The sequence below is a fragment of the Acinetobacter sp. CAU_H_S139_7 genome (assembly GCF_058599305.1).
Genome location: NZ_CM178651.1, coordinates 1,255,843 through 1,271,393 on the forward strand (window position 1 = coordinate 1,255,843; position 15,551 = coordinate 1,271,393).

General features: G+C 40.9%; 11 protein-coding genes. 9 read left to right on the top strand and 2 right to left on the bottom strand.

The annotated features are described in order from the left end of the window. Positions 1 to 3: 3 nt before the first annotated feature. The gene (locus tag AC4MC0_RS06180) at positions 4 to 1,323 is read right to left on the bottom strand and encodes an MFS transporter (RefSeq protein WP_178928211.1); all 1,320 of its coding nucleotides are present in this window, start codon (positions 1,321 to 1,323) and stop codon (positions 4 to 6) included. A gap of 176 nt (positions 1,324 to 1,499) precedes the next feature. Here AC4MC0_RS06180 and AC4MC0_RS06185 point away from each other — a divergent pair, with 176 nt between their 5' ends. The 9 genes from AC4MC0_RS06185 (at position 1,500) to AC4MC0_RS06225 (ending at position 14,758) form a co-directional block, all read left to right on the top strand. Further along, positions 1,500 to 4,253, top strand: a complete 2,754-nt coding sequence (locus tag AC4MC0_RS06185) for an autotransporter assembly complex protein TamA (RefSeq protein ID WP_491887375.1) — start codon at positions 1,500 to 1,502, stop codon at positions 4,251 to 4,253. A 25-nt stretch (positions 4,254 to 4,278) separates the two neighbouring features. Then, positions 4,279 to 8,796, top strand: a complete 4,518-nt coding sequence (locus AC4MC0_RS06190) for a translocation/assembly module TamB domain-containing protein (protein WP_491887376.1) — start codon at positions 4,279 to 4,281, stop codon at positions 8,794 to 8,796. Between the two features lie 208 nt (positions 8,797 to 9,004). After that, on the top strand, positions 9,005 to 9,208 hold the full coding sequence (locus AC4MC0_RS06195; RefSeq protein WP_010327009.1) for a hypothetical protein: 204 nt from the start codon (positions 9,005 to 9,007) through the stop codon (positions 9,206 to 9,208). 144 nt (positions 9,209 to 9,352) lie between these two features. Next, complete coding sequence (locus AC4MC0_RS06200; protein ID WP_335998882.1) at positions 9,353 to 9,787, top strand: I78 family peptidase inhibitor; 435 nt, start codon at positions 9,353 to 9,355, stop codon at positions 9,785 to 9,787. Between the two features lie 108 nt (positions 9,788 to 9,895). After that, positions 9,896 to 10,255: a hypothetical protein gene (locus AC4MC0_RS06205; RefSeq protein WP_058869841.1), complete on the top strand. Its 360-nt coding sequence runs from the start codon at positions 9,896 to 9,898 to the stop codon at positions 10,253 to 10,255. Between the two features lie 121 nt (positions 10,256 to 10,376). Next, positions 10,377 to 10,646 (top strand): hypothetical protein, encoded by a 270-nt coding sequence (locus AC4MC0_RS06210; protein ID WP_004696516.1) that lies wholly within the window; start codon positions 10,377 to 10,379, stop codon positions 10,644 to 10,646. A 294-nt stretch (positions 10,647 to 10,940) separates the two neighbouring features. Beyond that, positions 10,941 to 13,580 (top strand): bifunctional aconitate hydratase 2/2-methylisocitrate dehydratase, encoded by a 2,640-nt coding sequence (locus AC4MC0_RS06215; protein WP_234955892.1) that lies wholly within the window; start codon positions 10,941 to 10,943, stop codon positions 13,578 to 13,580. Between the two features lie 59 nt (positions 13,581 to 13,639). After that, positions 13,640 to 13,798, top strand: a complete 159-nt coding sequence (locus AC4MC0_RS06220) for an AAA family ATPase (RefSeq protein WP_281963249.1) — start codon at positions 13,640 to 13,642, stop codon at positions 13,796 to 13,798. A 27-nt stretch (positions 13,799 to 13,825) separates the two neighbouring features. Then, the gene (locus AC4MC0_RS06225) at positions 13,826 to 14,758 is read left to right on the top strand and encodes an IS5-like element ISAha1 family transposase (protein ID WP_004637176.1); all 933 of its coding nucleotides are present in this window, start codon (positions 13,826 to 13,828) and stop codon (positions 14,756 to 14,758) included. A gap of 199 nt (positions 14,759 to 14,957) precedes the next feature. Here the strand turns inward: AC4MC0_RS06225 and AC4MC0_RS06230 are convergent, their stop codons facing one another. Next, a complete protein-coding gene (locus tag AC4MC0_RS06230) occupies positions 14,958 to 15,443 on the bottom strand; it encodes an Lrp/AsnC family transcriptional regulator (protein WP_004696532.1) in 486 nt (161 codons plus the stop codon). Positions 15,444 to 15,551: the final 108 nt, after the last annotated feature.

The following is a 15,551-nucleotide window of genomic DNA, read 5'->3' on the forward strand; positions in this document are numbered from 1 at the left end:
ACTTTAGTCCTCTAACTCAGGTTGTACAGTTTTTAGCATGGGTTTGAGTCGATATAACAACCACAGCGTAAAGCCCGCACTTAATACAGCAGTAATGCTGAAAAGTATTTTAATATCAATCTTCAAAACACTTAAAATGATAATCGAAAATATAGCAGAAGACACCATAAACACCGCATTTAATATGTTGTTTGCGGCAACAACGCGTGCACGGTGTGAACGCGGTGAATAGGCTTGCATCATGGCGTATAGCGGCACAATATAAAAACCACCACTGATGCCGAGCAAGGTCACCGCAAGCATGACATGGTAGTAAATTGCACCGTGGTTAAACATATCCGCGACATTCATCATCGCGCCTGTACGCTCAGGTACAAAAGCTAGACTCAAAGCCAAGTAAAAGGCAAATAGGGTGAGCCCAATCGCACCGATTGGCACCATTTTAATATTCACTTCAGAGCCACCAATTCTACGACACAGCAGGGAGCCGACTCCAATCCCGACAGAAAAGAACGTGAGTAAAAGACTGACGACATTTTCTGATGCATGTAAGTTTTGTTGAGTCAGCTGTGGAATTTGGGTGAGATAGGTTGCACCGTAAAACCAATACCATGAATTTCCCAGTAAAATCATAAAGATTAGGGGGAGGCTTTTGGCATATTTGAGTGTTTGAAAACTGGTTCTAAAGAAATTCCAGTCAATTTTTAAGTCGGGTGAGCTGACTTGTTGTTTTAAGATAAATCGGCTGGAGAGATAACCCAAAACGGCAATAATGACGACAGTCAGGCTGATCCAAATAAGATTGCCTTGAGAAACCGAAATAACTGCGCCACCCAAAATCATCCCGATTAAAATAGCAATGGAGGTGCCCGACTGAAATAGCGCATTGCCTGACATGAGTTCATTCGGTTTTAGAATCTCAGGTAAAATGGCGTATTTAATGGGGCCAAAGAAGGTGGAATGTGTGCCCATCATAAATAGAGCCAAGAGCAGTAGCCATAAATTGCCCAATAAGAAACCCGCGGAACCGATGAGCATAATCACAATTTCTAGAACTTTGATGCCACGAATGAGTTGTGAGCGCTCAAACTTATCGGCAATTTGTCCTGCGGTTGCAGAAAAAATGAAGTAAGGCAAAATAAATAACAGCGCGGCCAAATTATTTAAGGTACTGACATCTGTAGCTTGTTGATTAATCCATCCATAAGTAATGACTAAAAGCAAAGCTTGTTTATAGACATTGTCGTTTAAAGCACCAAAAAATTGGGTAATAAACATGGGAAGAAAACGACGGGTACTTAATAGATGTTCATTGTTTTTCATGCTTTTTGCACTGCATTAAGTTTTATTAAGAAATGTGACTAATTGCTCAAACGTCCAATAAAATCATGTAAGATATTTAAAACCTGAAATTGGGTAAAATAATCAATAGATTTCAGTTCTTTTGTGACAATTCATTAGAGCAAATCCATAACGATTAAATAAATTTAGAGTTTTCTATGCTTGCCAAAACACAATTTAAAAAGTCGACTCTTTCATTGAGTATGAATTCTTTCATACCGTGGCATCATAACAATAAATATTTGTGTCTGAGTATCTTTTTAACGCTTTTGTCACAAGCGGCTTTGGCTGAAACCTCCGTTGCGATTGAACCAAGTAATGCACAAGTCGAGCCACAAACTTCTACGCAACTCACTGAAGACATTAAAAAAGAAGCAATTCGCCAAGGTATGGGCAGCGCGGACGAATTAAAAAAAGTTGAAAATTCTGTAGTTCAGCCAAGTGTTCCGGACAGTATGCAAATGTTGCAACAGCAACAGGCAGCTTTAAAAAATTTACCCGAATTTGCACCGATTGAGTTTGATAGCCTTGAGGACTTGCCAACTGTCCAAGTTGACCAAGGTATGGCCAATGATATTTATCAGATGGCTGAGCAAGCGAAAGCAGAAGCTCAAGCTTACCGAAGTGGTAAAACGACCGAGTTGGTGCTGAGCGATGCAACTCAGCAGGAAATGGCGGAAATTAATCAAGCTCCGGTCAATGTTGATCAACTGATGCAAAGTATTCAAGCAGACAGTAAAATTTCAGTAGAAGCCAACACGGAAGGAAATACTTTAGATTTTGGCATGAGTGCTGAAGAGCAAATTGCCAAAGAACCTAATTTCTTTAAACGCATGCTTTATAAAATTCGACCACCAAGAGAATTGGATACTGCAAAAGTTCCGCGGATCAGTGCGGATGTCGAAATCATTAATGCTAAATATGAAGGCGAGATATCCAATAAAGCGTATCAGGCTGCTTTGGTCAATCTAAAAGAAAATATCAAAGGCAAGGTTTCTAGCTTTACCGAAGAGTCTTTTGAAGACTTTCCTTCTGCACTGCCACAGTTGCGTTCACTTTCCAACCAAGCCGCTCAAGCCGTCGGGTTTTATAATGCTGAGTTTAAGTTTGAAAAAACCAGCAGTAACCGTGTGCGCATTCAAGTGGTACCGAATACACCTGTACGGATTGAAGAACAAAATATCGAATTTAGTGGTGCAGGTCAGTACTTACCGCAGTTCCAAGTGATTAAAGTCTTACCGGAGCAAGACATCGGTGATGTATTGCACCACGGCTTATACGAGTCGACCAAAGCACGAATTAATGAAGCGGCCAGCAATAACGGTTTTTTTGATAGTTACTGGCGTTTACATGATGTGAAAGTTGAGCAGCCGCAAAATACGGCAGACATTAACTTACGTTATGAAACAGGTCAACGTTATAAACTCGGCGGTGTTGAGTTTGTGATGAGTGATCCAAGCAAACCACTGCCTATTGATTTAGATGTTTTACAAAGTTTAGTGACTTGGGAGCCTGGCGCGGACTATACCTTTTGGCGTGTTAATGGTTTGGCCAATAATTTGACCAACTCACGTTACTTCAACTACAGTTTGGTAGATGCTGTTCGACCTGATCCGGTTGAAGGAATCCGTGAGTTACCGCCTGATTTACAGCAGTTGGTCGATGATCAACAACTTTCTCGTCAGGATGTTTTGGTTCAAGAGAAAAAGAAGGTTGCTTCGAATCGTGAAGTGACACAGTCTGTGGTCAGTGAGGCACAGTTTGCCGGTGTCAATGATGCCGAGCAAAATCAAGCACAAGCAGCGCTTCGCACCGCACAAGAAACCAAACAAAGTGAAGAAGAGCGTTTAAAACTTGAAGCTCGGGAAACAAAAGTAATTCCTGTTAAAGTTACTTTAAATGCAGACCAGTTAAATAGTGTAGAAGTCGGGGCAGGTTATGGTAGTGACTCAGGTGCTCGTTTACGTACACAGTATCGCCGTGCGATTGTGAACCAGCGTGGACACTCTTTTGATGCCAACTTAGAACTTTCAGAAATTCGTCAATCTATCGATGGTCGCTATAATATTCCATATAAACATCCACTAAATGATTATATCAGTCTCGTGGGGGGGTATGAGCGTGAAGAACGAGATGACATCGGACAAGGCGTAAACTTGCTTACTGAATCTGCTGTTGCAGGGGCTGACCGTGTCATTAAAAATCCAATGGGAAATTGGCAACATACCTATGGGGTGCGTTACCGTTTAGATCGATTAACGCAAAAGGGTTCGGCGAATGTAGATGATTTGCCGGATGCATTTATTGCAAATAATGACCCTGAGCAAGAGTCGCTTTTATTGGGCTATGAAATTTCTAGAATCGATAGCGATAAGCGTGTAAACCCAAGTAAGGGAATTAAACAAACTTATAAAATTGAACTGGGAAGCGAAAGCTTGCTTTCAGATGCAGATATGGCCATCGTAAATGCGGGTTGGCGTTTTATCTATTCATTGGGTGAAAATGATAATCACCAGTTTGTTGGGCGTGGTGATCTCGGTTATATCTTTACCTCAGACTTTAATAAAGTCCCTTATAACTTACGTTATTTCACGGGTGGAGACCAAGGCATTCGTGGTTTTGACTACAAGAGTTTGTCACCTGTGGTCGATGGTTTTAAAGTGGGTGGTCAAGCCTTAGCTGTCGGCTCCATGGAATACAATTACCAATTTAAAGAAGGCTGGCGTGCAGCAGTATTCAGCGACTTTGGTAATGCTTATGATACAGATTTTAGCAATGACACCGAATACAGTATTGGTCTTGGTGTGCGTTGGGCATCACCGATAGGCCCCATTCGGATTGATGTAGCTTCAGGTATTTCTGATGATAGTCATCCGATACGTGTGCATTTCTTTATTGGCTCATTATTATAATATTTAACACTTTTTTGGGAAGACTATGGCTGAAGTAGAACAGCAGCAAGAACCAACACCACCTGCGCCGCTTATCAAACAGCGACGTATTTTTAGAAGTGTCATTTTGACACTATTGTTGACGCTCATTTTGTTGGTGATATCGCTTGCAGTCATGTTTTCTACTGACAAAGGCAGTAAGTTTTTACTCGACCAAGTTTTACAACGTCAGCAGATTATCCAATATGAGTATGAAGGCGGTAACTTGTGGAAAGGTATTATCCTTAAAAATGTGGTGGTTACCTTAAAGCCTGTCGATGTCAAAATTGACCGTGCTGACGTGATTTTGGGTTGGCGTGCCATCTTAGATAAGGAGATTCATCTACGTGAAGCTGATGTACGCAATTTGCGCATCATTACCAAAGGTGAACCGAGTGATGAACCCTTTAAGTTCAGCGAAATTAAATTACCCTTTGTTTTACGTTTAGATACAGCAGATATTGATCATTTAAATATCCGGACTGCATCCGATGCCCAAGTAGATTTTTATGATGTGCATTTAAATAATGCCCTCTGGTCGGGGACGGAACTTGAGTTTGAAGACTCTCGCATGGACATGGGCTATTTAGCAGTTCGTAATGCAACTGGGAAAATGAAATTCTCAGGGAAATATCCACTTGAGGCGACTGCTATTGCCAACCTACCGTCACTGCGTGATAGTTTAAATGTGCATGATATTGCTGTACACGCAACAGGGGCATTGGATACTATTCAAGCGGGTTTTGCAACGCGGACACCTGACCTGTTGACAGGTTGGGCTATTTTGCACCCTGTACGTAAGCATGTACCGATGCAAGGTCAGCTTAAATTTAATCATTACAACTCACCGCTCCTGACCGATTACAAACTCTATGCTGAAAAAGGCGTTGCTAAATTTTCAGGTGATATAGAACGTTTAAATATCGACTTAAATACAGATCTGAGTGGTAAAGATATTCCAAAAGGTCAATATACAGCCTTGATGCATACCGACTTGGTTCATCAACTTGACATTGATAACCTAAATGCTCAGTTGATGAAAGGTTCGGTCAATCTGGGTGGTGTGGTAAGTTGGAAGGATCATGTCACTTGGGACATACAAGGTCGTTTAGATAAAATCAATCCTAAAGACGATGTACTGCCACAAGTAGTTTCTGACTTTCTACCACCAAGTTTGGATGCAAAAATTGCATCCAAAGGTACGCTTGAAAAGGGTTTACACTTAACTGCAGATCTAGACTTTGATCGTTATGAAGCATGGCATCTCGCACTAGACCAAAACCCAGAGAAAAATAACAAAGTCCAGCCAATGTTGATGGATGTCTCTTGGAAAAATATTGATCGTGCCGTGCCTTATATCGGCTGGTTAAGTAGTGCTTCAGGGGATGTAAAACTGGCGTTGGTTGAAGGTCAGCAAGATATTCATGTTGCTACTGTTGTGAGTCAACACGAAAAAGCGACGTTACCTGCGGGTAATTACCTCGCGCAGTTAAATTTTAAAAATAATAATTTAAATGTGCCGAGTTTTAGTTATGTAGCAGGTAAGGGAAGCTTAAGTGGTAATGCTGTGGTAGAGCTGCCAGATGAGAAACGTCAACTGAAGTGGAAAGCTGCTTTAAACGCGAAAGATTTTAACCCGCAAATGGTAGCAGAAGCTTCACCAGTTAATCTATTGAATGGAAAGCTCCAAGCAAGTGGCTATGCCAAACCGAATCAGCAAATCATTCAGCTACAGGGCATTGATCTGACTGGAAAACTGGTGGGCAATAATGAAACGGTTCACTTAACGGGTCAGTCAACCGCGGCACTCCTGTTTAATGATGAAAAAGCTGGTGGTGCTTTCAAAGGCTATGCAGTGAACTATGATGGCGCTTTAAAAGCCAGCCAGTTTGAAGCGAGTCAGGGTGCGTTAAACCTAAAACTTTCAGGAACGCCTGAGTTTATTAAAGTAACTGAGTTGAAACACAATGGTGTGGCAGGTCAAATTAATGCCAGTGGTTTGGTGCATTTTATTCACGGTATCACTTGGGATGTGAATGCAGCATTCATTCGTTTTAAACCACAATATTTTGCATCTAGTGTTAAAGGCGAATTGTCTGGTGTAGTGAAAACTAAAGGCACATGGTCGGATGCTTTAAAACGCATTAACATTGAGAGCTTAAACCTCGCAGGCATGCTCAATAATAAACCACTGCGTGGTACAGGTAATTTAGCTTTGGTGCTCAACTCCAGTGAAAAGGGCTTTTTACCGCAACAGTTTGAAGCGAATAATCTACTGTTGGCTTATGCCAAAAACCAAGTGCAAGCGACGGGTAATGCGCAAAATTTAAGACTGAATATTAATGCGCCTGCACTGTATGAAATTTATGCGGGTTTACGTGGCCGTGCCTACGGTTATTTAAATATTCAATCTCAACCACGTTTAAGGGCTACGGCAAACTTAGCAGTGGATAATTTTGGCTTTAAAGATCTGATTGATATGCGTAAATTACGCATTGTCGGGCAATTGCCGACATCGGAAACAACGCCATCATTATTGACTGCAAAAATGGAAAGCTTAAGAAGTGGTAATCGTGAAATTCAACAAGGTGAAATTTCACTGGCAGGTATTCGCAAAGCTCATTTATTAAAAGTTTCTGCACAAAACGAAAAGTCGAAATTTTATGTGCAATTGGCAGGTGGTTTTAATGCGCAAAATGATTGGTTAGGTCAGATCCAAAAAGGTGATTTTGACTCTTTACGTGCACGTTTGGTACAGCGCCAAAGTGCAGCCGTGGTCTATAACAGTGCCAAAGCAGATTTGTTGATTGGTGCGCATTGTTGGATGAGTCAACAAAGTCAGTTGTGTTTTGACCAACCGATTCGAGTCAGTAAAACACGTGGCAATATTTCATTCTTGACTCAAAACCTCGACCTAAACGACTTTGCTGCCTTTATGCCTGAAGGATTAGCGATTACAGGTAAGTTAAATGGACATGCTAAAGCGGTTTGGGCACAAGGATCTAAACCAAAAATTGATGCGCGCTTAGTCACCCGTGATGGTGTGATTGGCTTGGCGGCGGATGACCCACAAGATATGGGCTCAACCTTAAAATATGAACAAGTGGCTTTGGTTGCCAAAAGCATCGCAGAAGGATTACAAATCCGTTTGGATGTCAAAACACCTGAAATTGGTGTGGGCTATGCTAATGTGGTTATTGATCCGTATCGGGACAATATGCCTATGCGCGGTGAAATTGCATTTGATCAGGTACAACTTAAAGTCTTTAAACCTTTCATTGCGGATGTACGTTCGATGGGTGGAACAATTTCGTATGCAGGTAAGATTAATGGAACGCTAAAAGCACCACTACTTACAGGCGATGTCCGTCTGAAAGACGGTTCGATTAGTATGATTTCATTGCCAGTCAACTTGACCAATATTCAGCTGTATTCGGCTATACGCCAAGACCAAGCCACCATCAATGGTGCTTTTAACAGTGGTCGTGGTGTGGGCACACTTACAGGGACGGTAGATTGGAAAAATGATCCACGCATTCAGCTTCAGTTGAATGGAGAAAATCTACTGATTCGCCAAGCGCCATTAATTACCGCGCTAGTGACACCGAAAATCACACTGGATGTTTTACCGTTGAGTAAGAAATTAACCTTAAACGGTGAAATTCAAGTTCCTCGTGCGCTTATTTCGATGCCTGAAGCATCTGTACCTGTGGTGAATGTATCGTCTGACGTACGCGTGGTCAGAGAAGGTCAAAACCAATTGGTGATTTTAAATAGCGCAAAACCTTGGGATATTCGTGCTGATCTGATGGTTGGACTAGGTAATCAAGTTGTGTTCCAAGGGTTTAATAGCCGTATTCCATTGTTAGGACGTTTATATCTATCGCAGCGCGGTGCTGAAACCGCAATGCGTGCCAATGGTGCAATTGGGGTAAGTCAGAAAGTTAAAATTGAAGCTTATGGGCAGAGTTTGGATTTAAACCGTGCCATTGCGCGTTTTAACGGTGTGTTGAGCAACCCAACACTGGATGTCGATGCAAATAAAAATGTACAAGGCAGTACGGTGGGTTTCCGTGTGACGGGAACGGCAACGTCACCAAATATTCAAGTCTATAACGATGCAGGGCTGTCTGAGCAAGAGGCTTTGAATGCGTTAATTACAGGCCGCATTAACGAAGGTACAAGCGGTTTAAGTCAAACTGAAGGCTTTAAGTCAGATGTCAATAACACCATTGCTGCCGCAGGGATTAGTTTAGGTTTAGGCGGTACACGTGCCTTTACTAACCAAATTGGACGTACTTTTGGCTTAAGTGGTTTAGCATTGGATGCGCAAGGCACAGGGGATGACACACAAGTCAGCTTGACTGGTTATATTACACCTGACTTATATATCCGTTATGGCGTGGGTGTCTTTACACCAGTCAATAAACTGACTCTACGCTATCAAATGAACAAACGTTTGTACTTAGAAGCGAGTCAGTCATTAGAGCGAGCCATCGACGTCTTCTATAACTGGAAGTTCTAAAGCACTCTTCTGCTAAATAAAGCCTACATCATGTAGGCTTTATTTTTTAGCTGCTTATTTAAGTGTAATTCGACATTTGTTAAAACTTTTTATTTGATAGATGAAGAAAACCTATGAATAACAGACACTAGATACTTAAAATCAATTAAACCATAATGAAAGTAGGTGTATAGTAAATGGACTTGCTAAATTTAGAGTGATGATCCCTATGCCGATCAATTTTGTAATACGCTTTGCAGCGATTTTATTTTCAGTTTTAATTTTAGTGGCGCTTGCTATTCAGTTTTTCTTTGATCCGCACTATACCGTGGTCTTTTGGATCTTTGCTATGCCGTTCATTTTAGGTACTCCAATTCTAGCATCTGTAGTTTTAGCGAAAAATGAAGAACTTGATATTCACTCAGTCAATTAAAAATGACCTGAAAATATAGCCTTTCAGCATACAAAAGTCCGTCAAATGATGGGCTTTTTATGCAATCTTAAATTTTGCAAAACTCGCACAATTTTTTTCAAACATATTTGCTATGTTGATCTTTTATCTAAAGAAATATTTTTTATGAAAAAAATCGTAATGCTTGGATTAATGGTTGCTGCTATTTCGGGTTGTAGTACTGCGCAAAAAAATGAAACTGAAAAGCCAACTTTAGGTATGGCTAATCCTGCCAGTACATACTGTGTTGAACAGGGGGGTAAATTAGAGATTCGAAAAGAGGCCGATGGTGAAGTAGGCTATTGCCATTTGCCGCATGGTCAAGTCATTGATGAATGGGCGCTTTTCCGTGCTAGTCAAAGCAAATGTGTTGCTGAGCAAGCGACAGCCTTGATTGGTCAGTCAAATTTAACTGAAGCACAGATTAAGCAAAAAACCAGTGCGAAGATGGTACGCTTAGTACAACCAGGGCAGCCTGTGAATATGGATTATCGCGAAGACCGTGTGACAGTAACAGTCGATCCGAAAACCAATAAAGTGGTTCAAGCAAGCTGCGGTTAATTGTTCTAAGAATAAAAGCCCAAATTTGGGCTTTTATACTATTTAAAGTGGGTAATGGTTCTTCATTTGAAAAAGTTTGATTATGATAGGGCGAATAGGAGAGTTGTAATGAAAAAGTTATTCGCTTTGGCTGCTGTGATTGCACTGGTGGGTTGTGCTGAAAAAAAACCGTTAACACCAGAAGAGCAATGGCATGGCTATTGTAAAAGTATTGGTAATGCAGCACGTTCAATTATGTTAGACCGTCAAAATGCCATTGAAAAAGATAAAGCGATTGAGCATGCCAATAAAGTTGAAGACGAAATGACTAAGGCATTTGCGTTAGAAATTATTGAAGATGTTTATGCTTTACCTGAGGCTGAAATTAAATCCGATATTGAAGGTGCGCGTGAAAAAATTCGTGTGAAATATACTGAAAAATGTATTGCAACACCGCATACTGAAATGCCAGATTACAAACCGTTCTAAGGAACGGTTTTTTATTTTTTGCATGGAACTTTTTGTGACAAAACTCTAAATCATATATATAGCAAAGCATATAAAAATAAAGAATAATGAACCTAGAATAAAAAAACGAGAGGAGCAGAAAATGGAAGTTGTTGGCTATTTAAATCACGCAGATTTACTCTTGGAAGATGAAAATGGTGTGGCCGTAATTGGCGGTGGTCATTATGTCCTTAGCTTGGGTGACCATGTATACTTCAAACACGCACTTGACCATGAACCTACACGAATTTCAGTACAAATTTCTTTTGCAAGCTCTGCACATCAAAATTTACATGAGGACGAAATTCAGATGAAATTTGAAGGCTGTCGTGAAAGTTTCAAACAATATATTCAAGCGACAACGGTACACTAAGGTTGAATATTTATATTGCGTAAAAAGAGGCAACATAGGTTGCCTTTTTTGTTTTTAAATGGCAGTTCAAAGTTAATGTGAAACATTTCCAAACGATCTGACTATATTGCTGTTTTTATGTTCAATCGATATGAACATCATTTAGTTAGAAAATAATGGGCATCACGAAGAAACACTTGTAGCGCATTAACTTTTAACTGGAATTTTAGTAAAATTAAGCAGTCCATATTATTTACGTAGCTTTATTTAAAGCAGGAATACGCAAATAATTTTTTAAAAAAGAGGAATAACACCGTGCTAGAAGCTTACCGCCAACACGTTGCAGAACGTGCCGCACTCGGAGTCCCACCGAAGCCACTTGACGATGCTCAAACAGCTGCATTAGTTGAATTATTAAAAAACCCACCAGCTGGCGAAGAAGCATTTTTAGTTGATTTACTAGAAAACCGTGTTCCAGCGGGTGTTGACCAAGCTGCATATGTTAAAGCTGCATTCTTAGCTGCTTTGGCTAAAGGCGAGGCGACTTCTCCATTAGTTTCTAAAGAACGTGCGGTTTACTTACTAGGCACTATGCTTGGTGGTTATAACGTTGCTCCTTTAGTTGCTCTTCTTGACGATGCTGCACTTGCTGAATTAGCTGCTGAAGCATTAAAGAAAACGCTTCTAGTATTTGATGCATTCCATGACGTTGCAGACAAAGCAAAAGCGGGTAACGCGAATGCACAAGCGGTTATGCAGTCTTGGGCTGATGCTGAATGGTTCACGACTCGTAAAGACGTTCCGACTGAAATCAAACTGACTGTTTTCAAAGTAACTGGCGAAACTAACACTGACGACTTGTCACCTGCACAAGACGCATGGAGCCGCCCAGACATTCCATTGCACGCAAATGCAATGTTGAAAAACGTACGTGACGGTATCAACCCAGAAGTTCCTGGTGAAGTTGGTCCACTTAACCAAATCAAAGACTTAATCGCGAAAGGCAACCAAGTTGCTTACGTAGGTGACGTTGTTGGTACTGGTTCAAGCCGTAAATCAGCAACTAACTCTGTACTTTGGTTCTTCGGTGACGAAATTGCTCACATCCCGAACAAAAAAGACGGTGGTTACTGCTTAGGTTCTAAAATCGCTCCGATTTTCTTCAACACAATGGAAGATGCTGGCGCGTTGCCAATCGAGATTGATGTTGCCAACATGAACATGGGCGATGAAATCGTTCTTAACATTGATCATGCTGCTGCAAAAGTAACTGCAACTAAAGACGGCGCAGTCATTGCTGAAGCTGAACTTAAAACTCCTGTACTTCTAGACGAAGTACGTGCTGGTGGTCGTATTAACCTGATCGTAGGTCGTGGTTTGACGGCTAAAGCGCGTGAAGCTCTTGGTCTTGCTCCATCGACTTTATTCCGTGCTCCAGTTCAACCTGCTGCTACTGGCAAAGGTTTTACTCAAGCACAGAAAATGGTTGGTCGCGCATGTGGTCTTCCTGAAGGTCAAGGCGTACTTCCAGGTACTTACTGTGAACCTAAAATGACGACTGTTGGTTCGCAAGATACCACTGGTCCAATGACGCGTGACGAATTGAAAGACTTGGCTTGCCTAGGTTTCTCTGCTGATCTAGTTATGCAATCTTTCTGTCACACCGCTGCATATCCAAAACCAGTTGACGTTCAAATGCAACACTCGCTTCCTGATTTCATCATGAACCGTGGTGGTGTATCTCTACGTCCAGGCGACGGTATTATTCACTCTTGGTTAAACCGTATGCTTCTTCCAGATACAGTTGGTACTGGTGGTGACTCACATACACGTTTCCCAATTGGTATTTCATTCCCTGCGGGTTCTGGACTTGTAGCGTTCGCTGCTGCGACTGGTGTTATGCCATTAGACATGCCTGAATCTGTACTTGTTAAATTCAAAGGTAAAATGCAACCTGGTATCACACTACGTGACCTTGTACATGCAATTCCTTACGTTGCGATTCAGCAAGGTGACTTAACTGTAGAGAAGAAAGGTAAGAAAAACATCTTCTCTGGTCGTATCCTTGAGATCGACTTAACAGAAATGGAAACTGACCTTACTGTTGAGCAAGCATTCGAACTTTCTGATGCGTCTGCTGAACGTTCTGCTGCTGGTTGTTCTATCACACTTTCTGAAGAGAAAGTTGCTGAATACCTCAAATCAAACATCACAATGTTGAAGTGGATGATTTCTGAAGGTTATGGCGATGCGCGTACTATGGCTCGTCGTGTCGAGAACATGGAAAAATGGTTAGCGAACCCATCACTTCTTAAAGCTGATGCTGACGCTGAATACACGAAAGTGTATGAAATTGATCTTGCGACAATTACTGAACCAGTTCTTTGCTGCCCGAATGACCCAGATGACGCTAAATTGCTTTCTGACGTTCAAGGCGTGAAAATTGACGAAGTATTCGTTGGTTCATGTATGACGAACATTGGTCACTTCCGCGCAACTGGTAAGTTGTTAGAGAAAGTTCCTGGTGGCGTACTTTCAACTCGTTTGTGGATTGCTCCACCTACGCGTATGGACGAACGTCAATTGATGGAAGAAGGTTTCTACAATACTTATGGTAAAGCTGGCGCGCGTACTGAAATGCCAGGTTGTTCATTATGTATGGGTAACCAAGCACGTGTAGCTCCGAACACAACGTGTGTATCGACTTCTACGCGTAACTTCCCGAACCGTTTAGGTCAAGGTGCGAACGTTTACTTAGCGTCTGCTGAACTTGCATCTGTTGCTGCTGTACTTGGTAAATTACCAACTCCAGAAGAATACCAACAGTATGCAGCTCAAATTGATAGCATGTCTGCTGACATCTACCAATACTTAAGCTTCGACAAAATGGGCGACTATACTGACGCTGCTGCGAATGTTGATACCAAGAAAATTGCTGCTGCTCAGTTGACTTAATTGATTGATAATTAAGATACAGTAGTTTATAAAAGCTTCACTTAGGTGGGGCTTTTTTTATGAAACTAACAAAATTTACAATTAAAAATTTCAGAAGTATTACTGATGGTGGACAAATTAATTTAAAAGATCAATCTGTCTTAGTTGGTAGGAATAATGAAGGTAAAACTACAGTTTTACTTGCTTTGAGGGGCTTTGTTGCACAAACCTATCTCTAAAGGCTTATTCCACAATATAATTCTCAAATGAATAAGCCCACACCTAAAATCTATCGTACAACCAATTGGTCTTCTTATAACAGTGCATTAATAAATCGAGGAAATCTCTCAATTTGGTTTGATCCCAAGACGCAATGGTACGCTCAACCCAAAGGTAAACATGGTCGAAATCAAACTTATTCAGATACAGCCATCCAATGCTGTTTAATGATCAAATCCTTATTTCGTCTTTCTTTACGCATGGTCACTGGCTTTGTGCAAAGTCTCATTCATCTTTGTAGATTAGATTGGACAGCACCAGACTATTCCACCATTTGCAGAAGACAAAAGCATATTGATATTGCAATTAACTATCAAAAAAGCAGTAATGGTCTCCAGCTACTCGTCGATTCTACTGGCTTAAAGTTTCTAGGCGAAGGTGAATGGAAGCGTAAGAAACACCAACCTGAATATCGTCGCCAATGGCGTAAACTTCATATTGGTATAGATGCTGAAACCCTTCAAATACGCGCTATTCAACTCACTACAAATAATGTGAGTGATTCACAAGTGCTTGGTGATTTACTCGATCAGATTCCACAAGATGAGCAGATTGACTCTGTCTATACTGATGGGGCTTATGACACCAAGCAATGCCGTCAAGTAATTGCAGACCGACAAGCACATGCGGTGATTCCGCCAAGAAAAAATGCCAAACCTTGGAAAGATACAAAGACCAGCTCGCTAGAGCGAAATGAATTACTTCGAACAGTTAAACGTTTAGGGAGAACAATATGGAAAAATTGGTCAGGCTATCATCGCAGAAGTCTGATAGAAACCAAGATGCATTGCATCAAATTATTAGGCGATAAACTCCGTGCGAGAAACTTTCAAAGTCAAGTCAATGAGATTCATGCACGTGTGGCCGTATTAAATAAATTTACAGATTTAGGCCGACCTCACACCCAAGTTGCCACTTAAATTTAGATAACTTGGAAGAAGTTTAGCTTTTGAATGTTTGTGCAACAAAGCCTATCTAAAATATCAGAAATATAAAATCTATAGACATTAAAAAGCCCCATGGTTAGGGGCTAGTCGTATGCACATCTAAGGCACATACTGTAAGAGGCTCATCTCATACTGAGTGTATTAAACCACATTTACACAATATTTGCAGCAATCACTCAATCATAATGAGGTCGGATTTATTTTCGAGTTTTAAAGGGCGTAAGGCAAAAATGGAGCGTGTATGACGTACACCTTTCATTGAGTATAAGTTTTTACGCAAAAAGCGTTCATAGTGTTCTGCATTTTTCACGGCAACTTTGAGTAAATAGTCGTAATCGCCAGTTACTAAATGCGCTTCAACCACTTCAGGCATGTAAGCCAGTGCTTCACTAAATTGCTCTAAGATTTCATCATCATGGCGTTCAAGCGTAATTTCAATAAAAAACAGCTCATTAATACCAATGGCTTTTGAATTAATCTTCGCTGTATAGCCTTCAATGATATTGAGATTTTCTAGGCGTTTTACACGTGTCCAGCACGGAGAAGAGGACAACCCAACTTTCTCAGCCAACTGGGTAACGGTCAGGCGGCCGTCTTGGCGAAGTTCAGACAAAATACGGCGGTCAATTTTATCTAAAACGTAGTGAGCGTCATTCATAACGTATTCCTGCGTATAATTTTCTTTATAAACTATTTTATATGAAAATATTTCTCAATAAATACTCAAAATAAGCAACTAAAAGAGAAACACTCTACATCGGTCATA

Excerpts from the sequence above, each read along its gene's own strand:
- AC4MC0_RS06180 (WP_178928211.1), bottom strand. The coding sequence starts at position 1,323 with ATGAAAAACAATGAACATCTATTAAGTACCCGTCGTTTTCTTCCCATG.
- AC4MC0_RS06185 (WP_491887375.1), top strand. The coding sequence starts at position 1,500 with ATGCTTGCCAAAACACAATTTAAAAAGTCGACTCTTTCATTGAGTATG.
- AC4MC0_RS06190 (WP_491887376.1), top strand. The coding sequence starts at position 4,279 with ATGGCTGAAGTAGAACAGCAGCAAGAACCAACACCACCTGCGCCGCTT.
- AC4MC0_RS06195 (WP_010327009.1), top strand. The coding sequence starts at position 9,005 with ATGCCGATCAATTTTGTAATACGCTTTGCAGCGATTTTATTTTCAGTT.
- AC4MC0_RS06200 (WP_335998882.1), top strand. The coding sequence starts at position 9,353 with ATGAAAAAAATCGTAATGCTTGGATTAATGGTTGCTGCTATTTCGGGT.
- AC4MC0_RS06205 (WP_058869841.1), top strand. The coding sequence starts at position 9,896 with ATGAAAAAGTTATTCGCTTTGGCTGCTGTGATTGCACTGGTGGGTTGT.
- AC4MC0_RS06210 (WP_004696516.1), top strand. The coding sequence starts at position 10,377 with ATGGAAGTTGTTGGCTATTTAAATCACGCAGATTTACTCTTGGAAGAT.
- AC4MC0_RS06220 (WP_281963249.1), top strand. The coding sequence starts at position 13,640 with ATGAAACTAACAAAATTTACAATTAAAAATTTCAGAAGTATTACTGAT.
- AC4MC0_RS06225 (WP_004637176.1), top strand. The coding sequence starts at position 13,826 with ATGAATAAGCCCACACCTAAAATCTATCGTACAACCAATTGGTCTTCT.
- AC4MC0_RS06230 (WP_004696532.1), bottom strand. The coding sequence starts at position 15,443 with ATGAATGACGCTCACTACGTTTTAGATAAAATTGACCGCCGTATTTTG.